The organism is Mycobacterium sp. GA-2829 (assembly GCF_001499965.1).
GTDB lineage: Bacteria > Actinomycetota > Actinomycetes > Mycobacteriales > Mycobacteriaceae > Mycobacterium.
Map to the genome: position 1 here is coordinate 36,863 of NZ_LQIT01000014.1, position 22,378 is coordinate 59,240.

A 22,378-nucleotide genomic window follows, 5' to 3' on the forward strand; every position below is an offset into this window, starting at 1 on the left:
GGCCCTCGTGCACCAATTTTGGCTACCTGTCCCCCCTGTCGATCCCCGGTCGTGCGGTGAGCTGCATGGTCCGGTTCGGCCGCTGCTCGGCGTTGCCTCCGCCGTCGCGGTTGGCCATGGCGGCGGGCGCGCCGTAGAGGCCGCCGCCGGCGCCGCCGGAGCCGTGGGTGCTGCCGGCGGTGAATTCCGCGGCCGGTGCGGCCCCGGTGAACTCGGCGGGCAGCTTGGGCGAGGAGGGTGTCGCGAAGCTGCTGACCGGGCGGGTGTAGCTGCTCGTCGGCATCGCTCCCCCACCGCCGGCGCCGAGGCCTCCGCCACCGCCGCCTCCGGCCCCGCCGATTCCGGCGGCCGCCATCCCCGGTGCGAGTGCGCCCTGCTGGAGCGCGGCTTTCTCGGCCGCGTCGGTGCCGCCCAGGCCCGAAGCGCTCGACAGCTGGCCCAGCATGCCCATGGGCATCTGCATCGCCTGACTGAGCATCTGCGGTGCCTGCCCCAGCATCTGCGGGGCCTGACCGAACATCTGACCGAACTGTCCGGCCATCTGCATCGGCATCCCCATCATCGACGACATCGACGACATGCCCTCGGTGGCGGTCCCGGCGGTGGTCTGCGCTGCTGGGGCGGACGCGTTGGCGGTCTCGCTCATGCCCTGGAAGCCGCTCTGCAGCGAGTTGGCGCCCGCGCTGACGCCGGCCTCCGCCGCGCTGGAGAGGGCTGCGGCCGCCGGGTTGGCGGTCGGCGGCGCGAACGGCGGCGGAATCGCCAGTGCGGCAAGGACTGCGGTGACGACCGCTTGGTAGGCGGCCATCACTGTCGCGTTCTGGGTCCAGTGCTCGCCGTAAGCGATGTCGAGGCTGGTGATGGCCGGCTGGTTCATCCCGAGGAAGTTCGTCGCCACCAGCCCGGCCTGGGTGGTGCGGTTGGTGGTGCACACCGGTCCGGGGATCATGCCCTGCGATGCGGTCTGATAGGCCTGCACGAGTTCGGCGGCCTGCAGCGAGCCTTGCTGCAGCCACGCCACCGCCATTCCCATGATCTGCGCGAGCTGCGCCGCCGACAGCGTCATCGCCGTACCGCCGACCCCCTGCCAGCCCACCGTCGCGGTCATCGTGGCGTTGCTGCTGAGCTGCGCCATTTCGGTGGCCAGGATGTCGGCGAGTGCCTGGCCGACCGCGGGCGCCGCCGCGGCCGAGGCGGCGTGGTCGCCCGTCATGAGCGTCCAGTAGTTCACCTCGGGCGGATTGGCGGCCGAATCCCCGTATCCCGGCATTTACTGTCCTCGCGTAGCCGTGTGGTTAGAGCGCCAGCGTGGCCTGGTTGATGGCGTCCTGCGCGGCATAGCTGACCCCGTTGACGCCGATGGTGCTGGCAAAGAGCGAGCGAACGGTCGCCAGTTCGGTCATCATGGCCAGCGCCGCCGCGCCGCGGGCGTTGAGGCCGGCGGCAGCTGCGGCAGACGCCATGTCGCCACCGGGCGGGAGCACGGCTGCCACGGTCGGAGCCGCGCCGGCGGCCGCGCCGCCCATTACCCCGGAACCCGCCGCCTCGATCGCCGCGGCCAATCCGAGCAAAGGCGAGTCGACGCCGATGATTCCACTCATGTTATTTGCCTTCCCAGGGTGTGGTTCGTGTTGAAGTTAGTGTAAGCACGTTCGGCGCGGGGTTGCTGCACCAAATTTTCACAGCAGAGTTATGTCGGCGGGCGCGACGACGGCGCGGCGGCCGAAGCGATCGGCCGCGGCGGGGGCGACCACCCCACCAGCACGCCCTCGGTGCCCGACGGTGTCGCATAGATCGCTTTGCCCGGTCGCTGCGGTTCGGCGAACACACCGCTGATGATCTGCCCGTTGTCGCGGCGGCCGTCGAGGATGACCACCGGGGACAGCGACCCCACGATGCGGCCCAGCACGCCCGGGCCGGTGGACTGGAAGCTCCAGTTGCGGATGTCGGCGGCGGCGACGATGTGCAGCCCGAGTTGGTCGGCCTGTTCGACGAACGGCGCCAGTTTGGTCAGCGGATTGTCCATGGTGTTCCAGGACGTGATGTCGTCGACGACGAGGAAGAACTCCCGCCCACTCCAGAACTTGCGGGTCAGCATCTCCTGCTGACTCGCGTCCGGCGGCGGTTGGCGCTGGGCCAGCACCCCGCACAAACTGTCGATGACCCCCTTGATGTCGCCGACGGCGTAGGTGTAGCGCGACAACCACTCGTCGGGCACCACGCCGACCGAGCGCCGGCGCGGATCGACCAGGATGATCGTGGCCTCCTCGGGCGAGTAGCGCGCCATGATCGAGCGCATCATCACCCGCACGAAATTGGTGCGGCCCGACTGTGCCCGCCCGACCGCCACGATGTGCGGGCTCTCGGCGAAGTTGGTGTAGGCCGGGCCCATCGTCGTCTCCGACAGCCCGAACGGCACCAAGTGCCGCGGCAGCGTCGGATCCACCAGCGCCATGACGTCCTCCATGGCCACCGATTCGGGTAGCCGCAGCACCTCGGCGACCTTGCCCACCCCGGCGACACGGCGCACGACGCCGGCGATGCCGCGGACCTCGACGCGGCCGCCGGGCTGCTCGGCCAGCTCCGGCACCCCGATCATCAGGTGGAAGCCGGCCGGGCTGAGGCCGCGGCCGGGTTCGTCGGGCACCTCGCGCGCCTTATTGACGTTGTCCACACGCGGCACCTCGGTCTCGCGCGGATCGGTCAGGCGCAACTCGAGCTTCTGCGTCGTCTCCGCGCGGATGTTGGTGCGCATGCCCGACAGGTGACTGGTGTGGGTGAGCACCACCCGCACCCCGTAGTTGCGGGCGCGCAACAGCTTGGCGACCGTGTCGACGTGTTTGGGATGGGCCTCGGCGAAGTTCGCCCACCCGTCGATCACCACGACGATGTCGCCGCCCTCTACGCCGATGTCCTGGGGGCGCGGCCCGAACTTGGCCTGGCGGACCATCATCATGTCCAAACCGCGGGCGGCGAAGAGACGTTCGCGGTCGTCGACGATCTTGCCGACCGTGGCCAACACCCGGTTGACGCCTTCGGCGTCGAAGTGCGGCACCACCGACGCCACGTGCGGCAGGTCGGCCACCCCGGCGAGCTGCGGGCCGCTGGCCGCGATGCAGTAGAACTGCACCCGTTCCGGGCGGTACATCAGGGCGCCGGTGGTGATCAGCGTCATCATCGCGGTGGTGGCGCCGCGCTTGGGCGCGGCGATGACCATCGCGTTGTCGCTGAGCAGATCCAGGCAGAAGACGTCCTGGCGGTGCTCGCGGGGCCGGTCCTCCAGGGCGATGGGAAACACCAGTCCCGGGTTGTCGCCGTAGTCGACGTCCCACGGCTTGCCGCGCAGCCGCGCCACGAGGTCGTCGGCGGGCGGCGGCACGCCCAGCGGCGGCAGCCACAGCTGCCGCGGCGGCCCGACCCCGGTGGACTGCAGTGCCTCGATGACCGCGTCGACGACGAGCGGGTTCTTCGGACCCGACCCGGCAGGCGCCGCGGGAAGCGGTGCGGGAAGAGCGTCCTCGGTCTTCTTGTTGGGTTCGGCGAGCATGCCGTCGACGTCGACGGCCTCATCCACGGTGAAGGGGCGCGGCGCGAACCAGGTGCCCGCCCGCACCGGTTCGCCGCTACCGCCGCCGTCCTCGCTGGGGACGAACTGCTCCGAGGAGTAGAAGAACCGGAACTCGCGGGGCTGGCGTTGGGCGACCCGAAGAAACGCGGTGCCCTCAGCGCCCTTCTCGGGCAGGTGCGCGGCCACGGTGCTGCCGATCGCCTCGCGGGAGTCCTCTTCGCGGCCGGTGCGCGCAGCGATGGTGAAGCCCAACAACTTTCGGGTGTCCCGCAGCTTCTGGGTGTCCACGGTCTGACCCACCAGCTGCAGGAACATGTGGTAGGCGCGGCCCAGGCGCACGATACGCCAGAACAGCTTCTGGAACTTCGGTCCCCACTCCGGATCGCCCAGCATCTCCTGGTACTCGTCGCAGATGATGAACAACGCCGGCACCGGCGGCAGCGACGGATCGGTCAACCGCCGCTGGTTGTAGACGGTGAGATCGGGGACGCCGTCGAGCGAGGCACACAGGGTGCCGCGGCGGTCCAGTTCTCCGTCGAGCGCGTCGTACATGCGCCCCACCAGGTGCCGTTCGTCGGCGAGGTTGCTCACGCTGGCGACCACGTGCGGGAACCGCTCGAGCGTGCCGGCCGCCGACTTGAGCTTGAAGTCCGAGAACACCACGTTCACCGTTTCCGGCGAGTGGGTCAGCGCCAGCGAGGTGACCTCGGTGATGATGCCCTCGGACTTGCCGGCGCCGGTGGTGCCGATGAACAGCGAGTGCATGTTCATGCCCTGCTGGCTGCCCTCTTTGAGGTCGAGGTCGACGACCTGGCCGGCGTCGTCGATGCCCACGGGGAAGCGCATCCACTCCCGGCCCTGGGTGCGCCGCGGCGCCCACAGCCGGTCCACGTCGAGGGTGCGCGGGTCGCGAACCCCGACCACGTCGAGCAGGGTGCGGTGCATGCCGACCTCGCTGGTCGTGACCGCGGCTGCCGTGTTGGGGGCGCGGTAGCGCGCCAGGGAACGCGCGAACCGCTCCGCGTCGGCGGTGCTCATCTGGTCGGCGGTGGCGTAGAAAGCCTCCTCGAGCTCGTCGGAGCTGCGCGGCACCCCGCCGTAGAGGGCGGGGTCGTCGGCGGGCAACCGCTTGCGCAGCTTGCCGTCCGTGAGCCGATAGCTGGTCGACGGGTCGAAGCCCACCCAATTGCGGGCGCCGAAGCTCACCGGCGGAGGCGCCGGCAACGACGACGACAGCCGGATGAAGCAGGTCCCCGCATAGCCGGCGCTGCCGGTCAGCCCCGCCCAGTCCTCCGGGGTGCCGCAGCCGTCGTCGATGATGACCCGCAGCGGCAGCACCGAACCCATGTCGCCGCCGTGCAGTCCGCTCGCGGGCGGTGTCCACGGCGGCCGCTCGTTCTCGGCCTCGTCGAGGAAGCTCTCCAGTTTCGCCGGCGACGAGAACAACAGCCGGCGTTCCCCGCACCCGTCACGTTGGGACTGGTGTTGCAGGTGCGGTAGCCACTTCGCCCATTCCCATTCGGTCGGGGCGGCGGTGGCGATGATGATCTGCATGTCGGCGGGGCTGTGGAAGGCCGCCAGCTGGCAGAGCATCGAGCGGGCGAGTGCCCGCACTTGGTCCATCTCCCCCACCAAGGACAAGCCGGGGAAGCGTTGCAGCCAAATCACTTTGGCGATGTTGTCGATGTACTCCTGCTCGATGAGGAATTTGCGCAGCGCGTGCCCGGTCGCCGGCTCGATCTGGGAGGCCTCGGGAATCTTGGGTTTTTCGATGGTCATCGCCAGCGCGACGCGTCCGACGCCGACCCGCACCACGGCGAACTCGTCGCTGCCGGGGGTGCGTTCCCACATGCGCGCCGAGCCGGTGACACCGAGCAGTTCGGCGGGCTCGCAATGGAAGTGGTGGCGGTGCTTCCACTGCTGGCGGCGCTGCACCTCGACTTCGTCGCGGATCTCGTCGAGGCGGGAGAACCAGGTGCGGCGGAACAGAGTGAGCTCACCCCAGGACATCCGCTGGGCGGCGCCACGGCCGCGGAACAGCATGCCGATCATGCCGACGAGCATCATGATGCCGAACAGCCCGAAGCCGGTGGCGAAGCTGCGCATGCCGGAGACGTACATGGCGACGATGAACCCGACGACGCCGACGACCAGCGTGATCGGCAGGACGATCGCCCAGATACTGCGCGGTGGCGGGGTCGGGGCGGCGATCGGCGGTTCGACGGCGATCTTGCCGCCCGCGGTGGCCGGCGGGCGCACCGGTTCGCCGGGACGCACGAAGGGCTGAGTCGTCACCGGGCCACCCTAACGCCGTTCCGAAGGGGGTGAGAGCACCAATTTTCAGCACCGGTGATTTGCTACGTGTGAGGCGCCGCAGCCAGTGGTCCCGCACGGCTGCCGAAACAGACACTGAATACATGTTATTGACCGAGTGACCTGCAGTGACAAACCATCGATAGGAATTGCCGTAAGTGTAGATTTGGCTAGGGCGGAGCATGTTGGAGAGAGGGACTTCTGCTGCGCCTTCGGCGAGCGTGTGGGAGTTGCTAGATTGTGTGAGCCCGGTTGGCGTGCCGACCGCCCAGTTCTTCGGCACGCGAGCCGGGCTTGTTCGTTCCTATTGCGCGCAGGCACTCTAGCCGTCGCTAGCGCGCAGCTGCTAGCAGCCAGTCCGCCGTGACGTTGGAGCTTCCGAAGGGCACGCGCCCTCGCACCGGTGCGGGCCGGACAACGCGGGAGCGCCGTCGACCTGCGGTTGTCCCAGCAGCGGAAGACCAGCACTCATCAGGTCGGCTCTGCGGAGCGGGCGACGGGAATCGAACCCGCGTAGCTAGTTTGGACGCCTTCTTCGGGGCGCACACCGATTCGTAGAACCTGCTGGTACGCGTTGCGACGTGAATTGGATACGCGACTGATAAGGCCTATTAGGCCCGTGAGGCGTAGGCCGACGAGGCTTGTACGTGCGTAGGAGTATTCGGGGGCACGGGGTATATCCGGGTAACGACGCGAGCATTGGCGAAGACGCAGAGGGGCGAAGAAGTTGTGGTCTGCGGCAGGTGGGCGAGCGCCCTTTTAGTCGAACATTTCTGACAGCGTCTTATTCGTCCATGTGTCGTCATCCGAGATTGCCTCTCGTTTCAAGACGTCTTTGGTCGGGATGATTTTGACTTTGTGCGTTTGATCATCGAGGTATTTTGTCCATTCCTGATCGGAGGACAAGACGTACACCGTGCCGGTTCGTTCGTTTCCAATTGACAAACGCTCGCGTGGTAGCCAAACCCCAACCTGTGCTATCACTACATAAACTCCCGCAATCAGCACGAACGCCGCTACTAAGGCTCCGATGGTTTGAAAGAAAGTTCTGAACTTTCTGCCGCGCCAGGATCCGACGTAGAAGATAACTAGCAGTGCGCTGAGCACCCCTGCGAAGACGGCGTACTTCATTGGCATGGCGAACCAACAGACCGCTATCACCGGGGGGCCGAAGACTAACGCATAGGCGACAACTGCAGCACTCGGATGAGTTCGTCTCTCACCCGGTGCTGCTGCTTCATTCTTCGTCCTGGCTTTATCTGCGGCCGAAATGAGTAGAAGAACGAACAATAGCCAAATCACTGTCGTTACGAGAGGCAGTATCGTCGCGAGCACAATCGCAGTGACGTTCAAATTCTGCACAAGTGCACGGAATATGTCCGAATCCCCCCGTGCAACTATCAAAATGCGTATAGCCACGAAGCCAATCGCTGCGATGGTGAGCCACAGCGCGAGGTGCTCCGAGCTACGCTTCCCGCTCTGTTCGTTGTCAGAACCTTCGGACTGTGCCGTCACGAGCCCGATCGTCTCACCGCGCACCGACACCCTTGGGCTTGCCGCGCCGTCCAGGCGGTGCCACACCAGCGTTCGGGGGGTTCAGCGGGCGGGAAACTGATTTGGCGCACCCTGGCGACCGAGCGATAAGACCTGCCTTAGGGGCATGGTGACGGCTTCGTGAGGACCGCTATTCGCCACCGCGCCACGGGACGCGGACTGGACACCAGGCGAGCGACAACCCGGCGCGAAAGGCCACATAGATGAGTCGCTAGGTGGGCGAGGCTTCCCGGACCGACGCGGCGCGATGCGGACGCCTCCGACATGGCTGCTCTCGGCGGGATGGCGGCCGCGCCGAGCTACGGCGCGAATGCGCTGCCATTCGGGCGTTAGGTCACACGAGCTGGAATCGGCGGGCTGACGGAGTAGCCGAAGCACACCTTGTCATCGCTGGTGCCGTTTCGCTGGTACGGGCTCTCATTCGCTATATGGACCCAGACGTCAAGTTGCTCGCCAACCTCTTCCTCCCGCACGGTCCACACGAACGTCCCGTCGTGGCCGAGAGCAACACCGAGCTCACCCGCCTTCGACAGACCTTTGTTGTAGGTGCGGAAGGTCCACTCGATCTCGCGGTCGTGAGGGTCGGTCGCCGAGAATTCGAACTCGACCTTCTGTCCAATCCTGAGTCGCTTCCTGACTTGGCCATGCCCGACCCCAGCGCGACGCCCTTCATCTCCGAAGGAATCGCGCACAGAGTTGATACTCGCGTAGTAAGCATCAGCTGTCTCAGATCCGCTGCGGAAAACTGAGATGAGGTTCTGGACCTGCCCTGCGATTCCGGCAAGCAGCTGTCGCTCATGCGGTACAACCGGACGGGCATGGGCGACGGTGTTGCGGACGTCGAGCATGAGGTTCAAGTAGACCTCCGCGCGCTTCTTGTCCTTCAGCACCGAGCCGGTCTTATCCCAGTGTTGAGAATTGGCGGTTCGAGCTGGTACGCCTCGGTGTAGTCGAGAAGGTCTTGGCTTACTGATACCCCGTCGCGGCGTTTGTCTTCGGCATCGCGTTTCTCGCGGAGTGCGTCGATCTTCTCCGGGGACAGCTGCTCGGCCCAGGCGTCTCCAATGGTGGACCGAACGATCTCTCGAAAAGCGGTTTCGGCGGCGACGAGCTCTGCACAGGTGTCAATCGCGGAAGCGCTGGGGATGCCAGTCGCCGGAACGTCAGTAGGGTGATCGCTCCTGATTGGAATCGAAAGTTTGAAGAAGTCTGCAAGTTCGATGAGGTCTGACTCCTCGCCTCCCAGGAGGTCCTCAAGCCACGTGCCCTCATGTTCCGCCGGGTCGAACCCGAATCGTCGAAGAAGCACCATTCGGAACTGAGTGGAAACCTGCGCCTCGAGGGCTTCGGCAACAGCAAGCGCGAGGGTAAAGTGCTCGCCTCGACTGAGGTTGCGCGGAGGGTCGGCGGTCACAGGTGACAATTGTTGCATTTCGCCCGGACAGCCCCCGGGACGACACGCGCCCGGCCCGCTCCCCGGGGGGTGCGCGGGGGTACGAGCCGCGTCCGCTCAATGGCGTTCGACCCGCGAGAACGGCCCTACCAGGACGTTCGGTGGCGCGGGCGACGGGGATCGAAGCCGCGTAGCCAATCTGGCATCGTCGAGCAGTCGCGGCGCACGAGCATCTCGCTGGGCACCCGGCCGAAGGTGAGCCACTTGCGAGCACGATCAGTTCTGCTCGAGCAGGCTCATGCCGTCGTCGAAGAAGTCGTCGCGGTAGCTGACCGGCAAGCGATCTGCCTCACCCTGCCTAAGTGGGCGCACGGGATTCAAGACTGGAGAGGGTCGCGATCGGCGATAGGGTCCCTCAGATCGGCGCCCGAGGACCCACGTTCGGTCCGGGACCGGCCCCGCCGGGGTCGATCGTTGTCGGCCACACCGGCATCGGCGCACCCCACTCATCGAGCTCCCACTCCATGTCACCGGGATCGGTCCGATGGCTGATCGGTGCCAATCCGCCAACCACATTGGGGCCAGGACCGGCCCCGGCGGGGCCTGAGGGTAGTTCGACGACGGGGTCGCGGTCGAACTTGTCGTAGTCGTCGCCGAGGTTGGGGTCGATCCAGCCCGGTCCGCTCGTCGCCTGCACCGCGGAGGCGCCGCCCGTGGGACTTTCCGCACGCTGCAGATCGGCGGGTACCGCCCGGATGCGTTCGGCGTTCGCCTCGTCCTGGGCCTTCAGCTGCGCAAGCGCGGTCTGCGCCTTGGCCAGGCCGTCGGGTCCGCGCGGGGCCAGCTGCGCCGACGACGATGCAATGTTGGCTTCGACAGCGCCGGCGACGGCGGCCGCTGCGGCATCGATAGGTGACGTGCCGGTGGCGATGGGTGCCTGACCCGGCTGCGCGGCCTGGGTGATCGACGCCGCGACCGATTGCGCGGTAGACAAGATCTGTTCTTGGTTCAGTGTGATCTCGGCCTTGGCCATGATGTCCCCTAATCGGTCGCTGTCGGCCACAGATGTGCTTCGGTGGCGATTTGTTGTGCCAAGTAGGCGATTTCGGCGTGTTGCGGTTCGTTGGTGCGCCACAGCTGCAGGAGTTCGGCGGTACGCGCGAGGTTGTGGAAGGCGCGGGCATACGGCGTAGGACCGTCACTGGCCATCAGGTGCCCGGGCCGCTGACTGGCGCTGTCGAGGGTGGCGTTGAGGCGTGCCAGTTCGAGCGCGTTCCAGTCTTCTTCACTCACTCCTTGGCCGTTGCCCAATGCCGAGGCGACCTGCCTGATCACCGGAGGCATGGAGAAGCCCATCAGGGCCGACGCTCGGGAAAGGACTGTCCGGACGGCGCTTTCGGTCATCGTCCACGCCTCGGATCGGCCCGGTTTCCCGTGCCCGGTCATCCCGGTGAGCTCGGCGTACGCGGCGCGATCGATGGTCTCTAGCCGGTGCATCCGGGTCTCGTCGAGTGTCGGCGCCGGCGCGTCGGGCTTGATGGGCGAGGTCAGCAGCGAGCAGTCCTCGTAGTGGCGGATGCCGGCGTCGCGCGCACACGCCGCCGAGCCACCGTGATCGGTGGACACGGCGATCGCGTGCAACTCGATGTTCGGGTCATACTCGGCGCATGAGGCCGCGAAGGCCAGCATCGTCTGCGCGGGGTTCACCCACGCGAACCACCGGGCTCGGAATTCCGCACTCAGGCCGGCATCGGAGAACAGCATGCGCGCCGACCTCGGCACGAACACGCCCGCGGGAATGTAGCCGGCACCTTCGCTGCTCACGACCACCGTCTGCGCGCCCGACGGAGTTTTGAAGACACCGACACACCAGTCGATGCACGCGTACACCCGAGAGGCGTGCATCAGCTCGTACACGAGGGCAGAGGCGCTCTGCAACAGCGGATCCGGTGCTGCGGACTTCAACCCCGCACCGGTCCCCGCCGCGGCCGCTCCTACCCCGGAAGTGACGACTCCGGGCGGCAAGGGCGCGGGTCCACCGGCGGCGGCAGACGGCGGAGGGGCGGCCGGTGGCGCCGCGGGTGCACCGGACGCCGGAGCGACGGCGGCCTGCCGCCCGGCGATGTCGTGGTTGAACGGTGGGAGAGGTCCACCGCCCCCTCCTCCACCGCCCGGCGGCGCCATCATCGGAGCACCCATACCACCCATCGGCGCGCCCCCGGAGGAGGCCGGTGGTGCCGTGGGCGATGACGGGGCACCTCCACCGGATGCGGCCGAGACCGGTGCCGGTCCACTGGACGCGATGCCCGCCACGGGTGCGCCACTGCCCGTAGTCATTCCGGATGGCGGCGGTGCCGAGGCTGGCGGAGGAAGCAACGGAGCCGCTGAAGCGCCACCACCGCCGGCTCCAAGGCCGGCGCTCAAGCCGCGAGTGAAGTCATTGGACAGAGGTGTCTGCGGCAGTCCCGAGCTGGGTGTAGGTGTCGACGGAGGCGTCAGGCTTGAGGCCGCAGAGGTGGGCAGTGACGAACTCGGGGGCGAGAATGATCCCAACCCACCCGTACTGGGCATACCGCCGCCGGACCCGCCGGAACCCAACGACGGCATGCTCATGCCGCCGCCGCTCATCGGCATGGTTGCTGCGCCGCTGGAAGGTGAGAAGGCCGACGCGATTTGGCCCTCTCCACCACTATCGGCGGCAGCGCTTCCCAAATCCGTGTGTTCGGGTTGAGTCGTGCCCAAGGACGATTCCGGAGAAGGGCTGAGATTCGTCGCGCGCTCCTCGGCGAGGTCTTGACCGGATGCGGGCGTCTGCGGCTTGTCACCGTTGGTAGTGCCGATAGTGTCACCAGGGGCCGCGTCATCTAGTGGTTGCGTAGTTCCCGTACTGTCCGCAGGTGAGAGCGGCTCGTCCGACCCCGTTCCCTGAGGTAAGGGACTCCCGAAGCCCTGCGAGAACCCATCCCTTGGCGAGCCGCCGGCGCCACCGAACCCTCGCTCCTGGAGCTCCCGCAACTCGTCGATTGACGACTTCGCTCCTCTGCCGGTCGTATGAGACTGATTTGAAGTGAGCCCAATCCGTTGACCCTGCGAGAGGATTGCGGCAGCTGCGCTGGCGCTGACCTCTTCAGCGCGGGCGCGGGCGCGGGCGACGACTTGCGCAATCTGACTCACCAACGCGCTCAGTGCCAACGCTCCGCCGATACCACCGCTGGCAGCAGATTTGAGGCGTTCAATTTCCTCATTGGCCTCCAGGTCGATGGCATCCAAACGTGAGCGTGCATGCTGAATGAGCTGCGCAGTCTCGTCGACCACTGCACCCATGGTCTCGTAAAGCTCGGATTGGTCCATGATCGTGAGCACATCGCGCCGATACATGTCCGACATTCCGTCGATCATTGATCCAGAGTTATCGGTATGGAGGCCATCGGCCCTGCTTCGGATCGAGCATGCGGTCTCGTAGTCAGCGTCGGCTTTGCTTCGTAGTCCGGTTGCGACATCCGACCATCCGCCGGGCGATGTTGTCGGCCACAGACCGCCAAGAATCGAGACGGAATAAGGTCTTGTCGGCGGCGCCGAGCTAGTGCCTACTGCTACCACCACTTGACTCCGTATTTCGGACACTCCGCGAACGCACCGCCGTAGGCCACTACGCGTTCGGACCAGGCAGCGCGGTCGAATTCGCTTTCAGGACCCGGGCGAATGCTGGCGGCATAAAGTCGGGTGTCGTCTACGTAGTCCTGCAACGTCCGAGTCAGGAAGCGAGGCGGCACGGCATGTTCGTCGAGAATCGGCTGGATGCGCTCGGCCCAATCTTCGACCTCTTCGCGGAAGCTCGGTATGCCAGCGTCTCGCTCGGGTGTTCCGGTGCGGCCCAGGTTCACGAAGCGTTTACCGATTTCTACGCTTTCCTCCATCAACGGTGCGATGTCCTCGCACAACGCCTTATCGGCCGCCGCAGTAGCGCCGGTCGTCGCAGTCGGAGATGAAGTGCCCGGCGTATCCGGCAAAGCGGCTTCTTCGCTGCCCCTCGTGAGAGACACGATCAAGGCAGCCGAAGCTAAGGCGATCGCCAAGGCGACACCGACCGCTGTAAGTACGCTTTTCTTCGCGGAGCTCCGATGCTCCGGCGGCGTCACGGGATGAGGGGTATGACGTGGCGGGTACGAGGCAGATTGCTGCCCGTACCCGGAGTGCGATGAGAAGCCGTCATCTGGCGAACTAGGCACCGGTGGTCTACCCGTCGTCATTCACTCAGCCTAAACGCATTCTGGATCCACAGACAGCGCGAATCTGGGTAGTCAGCAAGTGCGCCCCACGAAACCAGCACCAGTGCGTGAACATTGCTTCAGGCCTCTGTGCAACGCCGGGTAAGGGCTGACAGGACGTCACGGCCCATCACATGCACGAGATCAGAACGGCAATCCGCATACGCGCAGGCGGCCCATGAGAAGCCCAACTGACATGAGATTTAGCGGGTGAAGATTAGCGCTCCGCTGTCGCTGCTACCTCACACTGGCTTCGAGAAGAAAGCGCTTCGGGGGGAGCTGTTCGACGGTCACCACAACTCGACGCCTAAGTCTCCACAAACTTCGAAGGGCCCGCTGAGCGCTACCAGGCTGTCGGTCCATGCGGCGGTGTCCGCATCAGCGGCCGGTCCGGGGCGGAGGCTCGCAGCGTAGAGGCGCATGTCGTCGATGTAGCGCTGAAGTGTGCGGGTGAGATACCGGGGCGGCTCGGAATGATCGTCCAGCACATCCTGAGACCTGCCTACCCAGTCTTTGGTCTGGCTCGCGAACTCCGCAATCCCTGCATCTCTTTCAGGTGTGCCGGTTCGGCCAAGCGCCACAAACGCGTTCTTTTGAGCTGAACTCTCCTTGATGAGTGGTTCGATGGCTTCGCACAAGCTTCTGTCGGCTTCTATCAAGTTTGGCGTTACGGCAGCTGCACCAGGCGCCGCTGCGTCACCCTTTGTGAGCGAGACGACAAGGGCGGCGGCGGCCAAAATGATCGCCGCCGCGACGCCGAGATCCGTCAGCACTCCGCGCGCGCCCCTGCTCTGTTGCGGCTGCGGCGGTGGCCCAGGCGGCGTCTGCTGGTAGGACGCAGGCTGCTTCCCTTCCGCCGGGGGCCCAAAGCCTCCACCCGGCGAACTCGGCTTCGGCGGCCCACCCGGCGTCATGCAATCAGGCTAAACGCTGTAACGATCTGCGTTTAGCGCCAATTCGAGACGTCCTCGCGTAGAGGGCGGTCCGCACGAGGTCGAGCGGCAAACCGCCTCGGCTCAACAGTTGGTCGCGGTGAAACTAACGCCACCGTGGTTCTCGAACTGTCCCGCAACCTCTACCACTCGACACCCAACCGTCGGCACATCTCAAGTGGACCGCCGTAGTTGACGACTCGGTTGTTCCAGGCCGCGGTGTCGTAATACGTAGCTGGCCCGGGCCGAATTTTGGTGGCGTAAAGCTGCGTGTAGTCGACGTACGACTGCAGTGTGCGTGTGAGGTAGCGGGAAGGACCGGTATCGGAATCGAGAATCGGCTGGATCCGCTGGGCCCAGCCTTCGACCTCGTCCCGATAGCCCGCGATCGCGGTGTCCCTCGCCGGCGTACCGGTGTGGCCGAGATTCAGCGAACCGCTTGCCGGAGTCGGCGCTCTCCCGCAGAAGAGGCCCCACCGCCTCGCGGAGAGCGCGGTCCACTTCGGCGGTCTCGCCGATGGCCGCTCGTATAGTGGCGGTCTCCCCGTCCGCTGACGACCCGTTCCCCCTCAGCAGCGAAACGATCAGACCCGAGGCACCGAGAATGATCGCCACCGCAACGCCGAGTCCCATCAGTAGTCCACGCCTGCGATGGCTGGCTGGGCTCAGAGAGCCCGGCGCAGGCCAAGGAGGGGACGAAAACTGCTGGTAAGGCATCGGTTGCTGGTCGCGTTCCGGACGAGGAGAGGAGCCGCCGCCCGGCGAACCCGGCATGTAAGGTCCATCCATCGACATGAATCCAGGCTGAATGCAGTAACCGGTTGAGGTCAACTCATATTGAGGTCACACAGCGGTCGGCCCGTCGCCGCAACGGCAAACGCTCAACGCAAGTCAACCGCTGAGAACGGCGAGGTAGCCACACGCCGGATCTTGAGATCGCACAGGCCCGCCTGCCGGACACGAAATTTGTGCACGGCGTGCGCTGGCGCGGCGATAGTGTAGGTCTGTCACGAGGTCCCCCCCTCGAGACGGCGAAGGGGCCCGGCCAACTCCCAGCATGCTGGGCCCCTTCATTCTTCACCGACGTCAGTAAACGCGGAGGGGCACCGCCGAGGTCTACTGTTCCCCGACCTCGCCCACGTTGTCCCAGAACTCCCTGCGCGACAATCGCATTGCGTCGTTGCCTGCCTGGAACAGGTCGTTGAGCTTCTTCTCCAGCCCGAGGTGGGTCAGGGAGGTGCGCACCGCGTCATGAACGAACAGCGACAGCAGCCGCCCGTCATCGCCCAACGTGAACCGCACCAGGCCGTCCGGATCCTCGACCTCGGTACGCAACGCCCCGAGTTGGGCGATCATCTCGTCGAGCCGATTGAGGGTCGCCGCGACCTCGGCTTCGACGTAGGTGACCTTCTGAGCGTCGTCGAGGTCGTCGAAGTTCGACTCCCCGCTCATTCATCGTCTTTCGGTCGGACCGTGGTGATGCGCCGCACCACCGGCGCCGGGGAGCGCGGCGCGGGCGGACCCGCAGAACCGGGGTCGTCGTTGTCGGGTGCGGTCACCGACCGCGCGATGCGGTCGTTACTCACCTTGCCGGTCACCGACTCGGTGTGCGGTTCGGCCGGCACCACAACCTTTTTCGAGCGCACCGCCTGCTCCTGACCACCCGCACCACCACCGGCGCCCGCACCCCCCATCATGCCGCCGAGCGGCATGCCCATCGGCATCATCCCGCCCCCACCGCGAGCTCCACCCACGGCGGGCTCGGCCGGAGGCGGCAACCCACCGGCTGGTGTGGTGGGCAGGCTGGGCGCCGGTCCGGTCGAGGGCGTCACGGCGGGCGGCAACGTGGCCGATCCTCCCGACGCCGGTAGGGTCGCCCCACCGCCACCCGCGCCCGCACCGCCGCCCGCGGCGAGGGCCTCGTCGTCGAGTCCGCTGTCGAAGGGCTTCAGCCCGGGAGTACGCGTCGACAACCCGTCAGTGCCAGCCGTTTTCATCAGACCCTGAAGACTTTGCGTCGCCGAGCCGGCGGCTTGCATCAATCCCTGCGGCAGCTGTCCCACTGAGGAGAAGGCGCCCCCGAGCATTCCGCCCGCCGCACCGAGCACCGTCGAGATCATCTGCGGCAGCATGGACGCCATCTGCCCGGCCTTCTCGGGGGTCATCTTCTCGGCGCCCTCTTGACCCGGTCCGGCCTCGTGGCCGTCGGGATTAGCCCCGGGCGCGCCCGTTGGGTCGCCGGGCTGCGGGGCGCCGTCGGTGCCCGGCTCGCCGGCGGTCGTCACGTCGGTCTCGGCGTGGTAGGACCCGTAACTCGTGACCGCCTGGGTGTCCATGGACGTCTTCTCGGTCTGCAACTGCGACAGCGGGATCGCGTACGCGCCGCCGGTGCGGACGTTGGCCGCCGACACCTGTTGGATCTGCTGGCGCAGCGCCGAGAACTGCTGCGGTGTCGGGATATCCGAGCGGGCCTGCACTGTCTGCTCAACGTGCTGGGTGGCCTGCTGCGCCAGGATCCGCGCGCGTGACGCCGATGCGCTCAGCGCGTGCGAGTAGCCCTGCAGGTGGCTGCGCACCGTCTCGGTCGACACCGGGCTGTCCCACACCTCCGGCAACTGCTCGGCGGTCAACGCGACCGTGTCGGCGGCCTCCAACGCGGTCTGCGACAGCCGCGTCCAGGCGGCGATGAACGCCTCTCCGGCGTTGACGTCCCCCGAGTGCACCGCGCTCGAGATCATCTCCGCCGGGAGCGGGGGCGCCGGCGCGAGCGGCGGCCGCACATCGGGTGGCATCACCGGTGCCGGCGGTGCCCACCCGGTCACCGCGGCGTCCGCACCGCCCTCCCCCAGGCTGGCGATCCGTACGGCGTTGGCGTGATCCTGGCCGACGAACGCCGTTGTCACGGTGGACAGCTGAGCCGCAGTCGCGGCCAGTCCCAGCGCCTGTTCGGCGAGCGCGGCGACCAACCCCGCACCCGCCGCCGACAACCGCCCGGCAGCACCTGTGGCGGCTGGGTCGGCGGCCAACGGCGGATGCACGGGATCGCCGCCGGTCACCTCCGCGAGGACGTCGGCGATCCGCGCTGCGACCGAGGCCAGCCCAGCCGGATCGACCTTCATCGCGCTACAACCCCCTCAGCCGTTCCTGCGCCGCCGCCAGCTCGTGCTCGGTGGGCATGCCAGCGAAGCTCGACGCGTCGATGCCCGTTTGCTCCCACTGTCGGCGGACCGCTACTTGACCCTGAAGATACGCGACGTCCGCGCACGCCATGATTCGCTCGGCGAGCTCGTGGCCGGCGTGGCGCATTGCCGCGGGTTCCAGTTGAACCCCCAGCACATGGCCGCGCACCGCCACCCGCACGAACACCGACCCGTCGGGCGTCGACGCCGTGAAGGAGCGTTCGCTCAGCGGCAGCGCGGTGTCGTCGCTCAAAGTTGCAGCCGCTCGGCGTTGATCGCGTCCTGATCCTCGTAGTTGGTGGCTTCGCGGCGCAGCGCGTCCGCGGCGCTGCGGTGGATCTGGTCGTGTTCGAGTAGGGCCGCCTCGCGTTGCGCGAGGACGTCGGACACCGCCGACTTCACCTGGTGCATGATCGGCCCGTAGGTGGCGACCGCGGCGTGGATGTCGTCGTTGGCGCTGCGCGCCTGGGCGATCCGGTCGGCGACGTCGTCGTGGTGATTGGCGACCACGCGCATCGCCTGCGGGTTGACGTGGATGGGGTCGGTCATCGGTGCGGCTCCTTCGAACGAGGCAATTGTCCAAGATCTGATGGCTGTCCGTCGTGGGTTGTGCTTTAGCCGGGTAGTGCAGGGGTTGGCACCGGCGGTGCCGGCGTGCCGGCGGCCCGCGCCGAGGGGTCCATCCAGCCCAGGAAGCCGGGGCCGGAGGCGACCGCCGACAGCGGCACCACGTCGCCGTCCTGCAGCGCTTTGGCCGAGCTGAGCGCCACCACGTAACGGTCCTCGAACATCCCGATGCTGCCGCACGACAGGGCGGTCGGGTCGATCGGGTTGGTCACCGGGGTGCCCGGCGGCGGCAGTTCCAGGCCCGCCTGCCGGTAGGACTCCTCGACCGGGGTGCCGCCCAAGTGGGACCGAACGGCCTCCGCCAGCGCCGCCGTCTTCGCGTTCGCCGTCGATCCGTCCGGCAACTGCACCGTGGTGGGCGGCAGCGGCGCCGTCACCGCAGCCGGCGGCGCCTCGGGGGTGTCGGCGGGCGTGGTGTCGGCCGCCGGCGGCGCTGCAGCCGTCGGGTCCGGTGCCGGCTCGGTGTCGCTGTCCTCGGTCGTCGCGCCGGACTTCTCGTCGTCGTCTTCCGAAGCGTCCTCGTCGGTGGTGTCGGCGGGCTCCGCCGAGGCGACGGGGTCGGACGGGGGCGGCGTCTGCGGCTGGGAGGCCAGCCCCGCCAGCGGGCCGGCCAGCCCGCCGAGCGCCGACAGTGGGTCCGCGCCGAACCCCGCCGCGGGGGGAACCGCCCCCATTGCCGCGGGCAGTGCCGAGGTCAGCGACGCCAGCGGGTCGGCCGGCGGCGCCGCCGCACCTAACCCGTCGAGCCCGAGATCCGACAGGCTCGCATCGGGCAGCGGCTCCATCGGACCGAGCCCCAGATCGACCGGTTCCCCGGTGGCCGCCGGCGGTGCGGCGGCGGCGACGCCACCGAGACCGTCTGTGCCACCGGCGGATTCGGGCGCCGCATCGGATGCATCGGCGCCGCGCTGATCGACCGCGTACAGGTCGGTCAGCGCCTCCACCGCTCGGGACTGGTCCTCGGCGCTCAACGCGCCGGAGGTGACGATGTCGCCGATGGCCGACACCTGCTCGCGCAGCAGTTTGAGGAACGCCTGCTCACCGGCCGGGGTGTCGAGTGCCAGCGCCGGGTTGTCGATCGCGGCGACGATCTTCTCCTGCACCGCTTGCAGCTTGCGCTGTCCCTCGGCGGTGGTGGCGCGGGCGGTGAGCAGCACCTCCGACAGTTGCCCCTCGGCGTCGCTGATGTCGCTGTAGCGGTTCTTGAGCTCTTCGTGGAGCTTCTTGACCGCCTCGGCGGCCCGCCCGGATTGCTGTTCGTCGGTGTCCAACGGTGCGCCGTCTCCCTCCTGGCCGGGTGCTGTGGTGCCCCGCCGGTACTGCTCCTCGCCGATCGGTTGGCCGGCGGCGTCGAAGTAGGTGCGGCTGCCGCCCTCGTCGACGTAGTAGTCGCCGCGCGCGTTCTTCGGCGTGAGGACACCGTGGTGGTCGTGGTAGTCGGTCAGCGGTCGCGGCATGCGGTCCAGCAGCGGTGCTATCTGCTGGCCGTGCGCGTCGACCGGTGCGTACTTCGCGTCGTCGGTGGCGCGCCAGCCGGCGGGCCAGAGCGGCTGCTGCGCTTGCCCATTCGCATCGACCGGGGACACCGAGCCGTCGGTGTTGAGCAGGTAGGTGCGGTCGTTCGCGGCGTCGCGGTAGGCCAACGACCCGTCGGCGGGCACCGGCGTGCCGTCCCCGAACACCAGGGAACGGTCGCGGTCGGGGTTGCCGGTGTCGAAACGCATGTTGGGATCGCCGTAGGCGGCCCGGGCCTTGTCGAGCACCATCCCCCAGTACGGGTCCGAGCGGGCGATGTTGTCGGCCAACGTTCCGCCGGTGGCGCGCCAGCCCGGGTCCCAGCCCTGGGCGAACCCGACGCGCTGGATGTGATGCCAGCGGACGAGTTCGTCGAATGCGCGGGTTTCGGTCATCGCGACGCCGGGACTCAGTAGGGGCCGCGACCGAGGTCGCGTTCCAGATCGGTTGGCGCCGAGAAAGCAGGCGGGTCAGCCGGCGGCCTCGCCCCACCAAACACGTGCCGCGCCCGGTCAAGCAAGTCCAACACGTTGCTGGCCTGACGTGCGAGTACTGGGTCCACGGCCCGTCCTTTCCTGAAGTCGGTTCGAGCCTAACGCCGCCCGCCGACCCCACCGTGCACGAATTTCAGCGGTTACGCCTCAGGAATCCGGCACCGGTCGGCGCGCGACGTACGCCGACGGCATCGGCGCGATGCGCACGACATCGCCGGTCTGCGGCGCATGCACCACCTCGGTTGGCGAAATCGCAAGCTGCACATGGCCGGGACCGCGACTGTCCCAGGACGCCTTTGGGAAGATGAGGTCTCCAGCGCGCACGTCTTCCCGGGCGATCGGCACCCCTTGGCCGACCTGGGTGTAGGTGTCGGGTCCGAGCTGCACCCCGGCCTGCGCCCAGGCCCACCGCGTGAGCCCGGAACAGTCGAAATTGTTCGGGCCTTTGGCGCCCCACACGTACGGGACGCCTTGTTTGCTCAGCGCGGCCCGCACGGCGTCGGCGGCCGGACCGGCGGGCACCCGTCCCGCGCGCCGGTCGACCTGGGCTGCCAGAGCCGCCCGTTCTTCCGTCACGTGACGGCTCAACGGCCCTCTCGGGCCCGGTGGCGGCGCGGGAACCAGTGACCCGCCACCCCCGCTGAGCGGAGCCGCCCCTACGGGGCCGCCCAGGGCGGCTATCGGCGTGCCTGCTCCCCCACCGCCGGAGCGGGCGTAGGCCATCGATCGCAGCAGCACGGCCATGCGGGCGTCGCGCACCTTGTATGCGGCGACGACTCGTTGTTGTTGGGCGATGCGGTTGCGCATCGCCACCAGCAGAGCGCGTTGACCCGCGGGGGTGTTCGACAGCGGCGACAGGCCGGCGCTGTCGGTGGCGGCGCCGGTGATGACGGTGCCCGAGGAGGTGCGTCCGGTGCGGTCGCTGCCGGCGGCGTCGCGCAGCCGCTCCCCCAGCCGGGAATCGTTGGCGGCGAGCGCGTCCAGCGCGGGACCGGCGTGACCGGTGAAGGTCTTGTAGTCGGCGGCGAACGTGCCCGAGAGTCCGGACAGCTGTGCGCCACCGGACCGGACGAGGTCACCGGCCGCGGCGAGGTTCCCGCCCGCGAGCGCGGCGGCGCTGCCGCCGGAGGCCGGTGGCTCGCCGAACAGCGCGTGCGACCGGCCGAGAACCTGACTTACCTCAGTGAGCAGCGCATCTACGGACACTCATTGAGTATCTGGCACCCGAAGTGCCGGTCCCGACGCGAATTTTGGGCCGTCAGCCGGCGTCGAGCTCGGCGATCAGCGCCTCGATCGCCGACCGTAAATCGCCGGGCGGGGGTTCGTCGGCTTCCACGGCGCTGACGACCTCCGGCGGGACGCCCAGCGCGGCGGCGGCCTCCGCGCCGCTGAGGTTCGCGCGGCGCCGCGCGGTGTAGAGCCGCTGGCCCAGCGTGGCACCCGGCGCGGCGGCCGCCCGGATCATCAGCTCGTCGTAGCGGCGGCGCACCCCCGCAAGGGATCTCAGCACCGCGCTGGCCCCCTGTGTTCCGCGTACGGCGCGGGCGGTGATGTTCTCGATCCGGCGCAGGTTGGCCAGGATCGCCTGGACCTGCTCGGCGAACGCCGGGTCTGTGGGCGCCGGCAGGTTGGCGACTGCCACATCATGGTTGACCAACGCCGCTTCGGTGATTTCGACGACCATCGCGCTTTCGGACAGGTTGTTGTCGGTGGTCACCGCCGCGCGCCCGGGGATCTCGCCGCCCGCCCGTATCGCCGCTAGTGTTCCGGCCGGCCACTGCACCTGTTCCTCGAGCGCCGCGCGAGTGCGTTCCCGCGGCCAGCCGCGACCCTTCTCGAAGTGGATCAGCGAGCTCGCCGTGATGATTCCCTTGCGGGCGAGCTCACGTTGGGCGATGCCCAATTCTCTACGACGATCGGCGAATGCCTCACCGGCACGGGCGATGCCCGGTTCCGATGCGTCGTCCTGCATCGGGTCAGTGTATCGGGCGGCCCGTCGCACTCGTGCACAACCGAGCGGGGGTGGCTGCGCCTTGGCGCTAAGCATCGATCACTAGCATAGCTAGTGTTGCCGCTTGTGTTATCGCTAGTGTTGGAGTTGCGCTGCTAGTGTTTCATCGCTAGTGTTTCGTCCAACGTGATCACCTCGGGAGAGGAGCTAACGGTGACCGTGATGCTTATGACGCCCCGCGTAACCGCCACCACCACGCCCTGCGCGTCGGATCCGGACCGGTGGGCCGAGGGCGGGGACGACCCCCAACTGAAAGCGCTGTGCCGGGGCTGCCCCCGGCGGTGGGCGTGCGCGAAGGACGCGTTGGAAACCCCTGGCGTCGTGGGGATGTGGTCCGGGGTCAACATCCCCGAGGTGGGCCGCGGCCGCACCTTCGCGCTGCGTCAGCTGCGCTCGTTGGCGGCCCACGGCGGCCATCAGATCCGCGATACGGCCTAGCCGCCCGCTCTTCTTTTCTTCGGCCTCGGCGGCGGAGATTGTGTCTTACCGATCTCCGTCGCCATCGCCGAAGGACCGGCCGTAAC

18 protein-coding genes are annotated in these 22,378 nt (G+C 67.8%); 1 reads left to right on the plus strand and 17 read right to left on the minus strand.

What is annotated here, in order from left to right; genetic code table 11:
• Positions 1-22 precede the first annotated feature (22 nt).
• The 17 genes from AU194_RS10710 to AU194_RS10790 all read right to left on the minus strand — a co-directional run bounded on the left by AU194_RS10710 (position 23) and on the right by AU194_RS10790 (position 21,815).
• A complete protein-coding gene (locus AU194_RS10710; RefSeq protein ID WP_059089222.1) occupies positions 23-1,270 on the minus strand; it encodes a PPE family protein in 1,248 nt (415 codons plus the stop codon).
• A gap of 25 nt (positions 1,271-1,295) precedes the next feature.
• The gene (locus tag AU194_RS10715; protein WP_059089223.1) at positions 1,296-1,601 is read right to left on the minus strand and encodes a PE domain-containing protein; all 306 of its coding nucleotides are present in this window, start codon (positions 1,599-1,601) and stop codon (positions 1,296-1,298) included.
• A gap of 89 nt (positions 1,602-1,690) precedes the next feature.
• Complete coding sequence (gene eccCa, locus AU194_RS10720; RefSeq protein ID WP_059089224.1) at positions 1,691-5,863, minus strand: type VII secretion protein EccCa; 4,173 nt, start codon at positions 5,861-5,863, stop codon at positions 1,691-1,693.
• A gap of 777 nt (positions 5,864-6,640) precedes the next feature.
• Positions 6,641-7,396, minus strand: a complete 756-nt coding sequence (locus tag AU194_RS31765) for a hypothetical protein (RefSeq protein ID WP_157575996.1) — start codon at positions 7,394-7,396, stop codon at positions 6,641-6,643.
• 368 nt (positions 7,397-7,764) lie between these two features.
• Positions 7,765-8,325, minus strand: a complete 561-nt coding sequence (locus tag AU194_RS10725; protein ID WP_059089225.1) for a hypothetical protein — start codon at positions 8,323-8,325, stop codon at positions 7,765-7,767.
• A complete protein-coding gene (locus AU194_RS10730) occupies positions 8,319-8,849 on the minus strand; it encodes a hypothetical protein (RefSeq protein WP_059089226.1) in 531 nt (176 codons plus the stop codon). Before AU194_RS10730 ends, AU194_RS10725 begins: the two co-directional genes overlap by 7 nt.
• A gap of 394 nt (positions 8,850-9,243) precedes the next feature.
• The gene (locus AU194_RS10735; RefSeq protein WP_059089227.1) at positions 9,244-9,861 is read right to left on the minus strand and encodes a hypothetical protein; all 618 of its coding nucleotides are present in this window, start codon (positions 9,859-9,861) and stop codon (positions 9,244-9,246) included.
• An 8-nt stretch (positions 9,862-9,869) separates the two neighbouring features.
• Entirely contained in the window at positions 9,870-10,745 is an 876-nt protein-coding gene (locus AU194_RS32555; protein ID WP_059089228.1) for a hypothetical protein, read from the minus strand.
• Positions 10,746-12,421: 1,676 nt separating this feature from the next.
• Complete coding sequence (locus AU194_RS10750) at positions 12,422-12,967, minus strand: hypothetical protein (protein WP_231743288.1); 546 nt, start codon at positions 12,965-12,967, stop codon at positions 12,422-12,424.
• A gap of 419 nt (positions 12,968-13,386) precedes the next feature.
• Complete coding sequence (locus AU194_RS10755; RefSeq protein WP_059089231.1) at positions 13,387-13,869, minus strand: hypothetical protein; 483 nt, start codon at positions 13,867-13,869, stop codon at positions 13,387-13,389.
• A gap of 1,275 nt (positions 13,870-15,144) precedes the next feature.
• Positions 15,145-15,480: a hypothetical protein gene (locus AU194_RS10760; RefSeq protein WP_059089232.1), complete on the minus strand. Its 336-nt coding sequence runs from the start codon at positions 15,478-15,480 to the stop codon at positions 15,145-15,147.
• Positions 15,477-17,147: a PPE domain-containing protein gene (locus tag AU194_RS10765; protein WP_059089233.1), complete on the minus strand. Its 1,671-nt coding sequence runs from the start codon at positions 17,145-17,147 to the stop codon at positions 15,477-15,479. The genes AU194_RS10760 and AU194_RS10765 overlap by 4 nt, the downstream gene beginning before the upstream one ends.
• A gap of 4 nt (positions 17,148-17,151) precedes the next feature.
• The gene (locus tag AU194_RS10770) at positions 17,152-17,460 is read right to left on the minus strand and encodes a DUF2694 family protein (protein ID WP_059089234.1); all 309 of its coding nucleotides are present in this window, start codon (positions 17,458-17,460) and stop codon (positions 17,152-17,154) included.
• Positions 17,457-17,756: a type VII secretion target gene (locus tag AU194_RS10775; RefSeq protein ID WP_059089235.1), complete on the minus strand. Its 300-nt coding sequence runs from the start codon at positions 17,754-17,756 to the stop codon at positions 17,457-17,459. Before AU194_RS10775 ends, AU194_RS10770 begins: the two co-directional genes overlap by 4 nt.
• A 65-nt stretch (positions 17,757-17,821) precedes the next feature.
• A complete protein-coding gene (locus AU194_RS10780) occupies positions 17,822-19,744 on the minus strand; it encodes a DUF4226 domain-containing protein (protein ID WP_082698578.1) in 1,923 nt (640 codons plus the stop codon).
• Between the two features lie 246 nt (positions 19,745-19,990).
• Positions 19,991-21,049: a C40 family peptidase gene (locus AU194_RS32205; RefSeq protein ID WP_059089236.1), complete on the minus strand. Its 1,059-nt coding sequence runs from the start codon at positions 21,047-21,049 to the stop codon at positions 19,991-19,993.
• 52 nt (positions 21,050-21,101) lie between these two features.
• Positions 21,102-21,815, minus strand: coding sequence for a helix-turn-helix transcriptional regulator (locus AU194_RS10790; protein ID WP_059089237.1), 714 nt, complete (start codon positions 21,813-21,815; stop codon positions 21,102-21,104).
• A gap of 201 nt (positions 21,816-22,016) precedes the next feature.
• On the opposite strand from AU194_RS10790, the gene AU194_RS10795 reads away from it, so the two are divergent.
• The gene (locus AU194_RS10795; protein WP_059089281.1) at positions 22,017-22,292 is read left to right on the plus strand and encodes a WhiB family transcriptional regulator; all 276 of its coding nucleotides are present in this window, start codon (positions 22,017-22,019) and stop codon (positions 22,290-22,292) included.
• Positions 22,293-22,378: the final 86 nt, after the last annotated feature.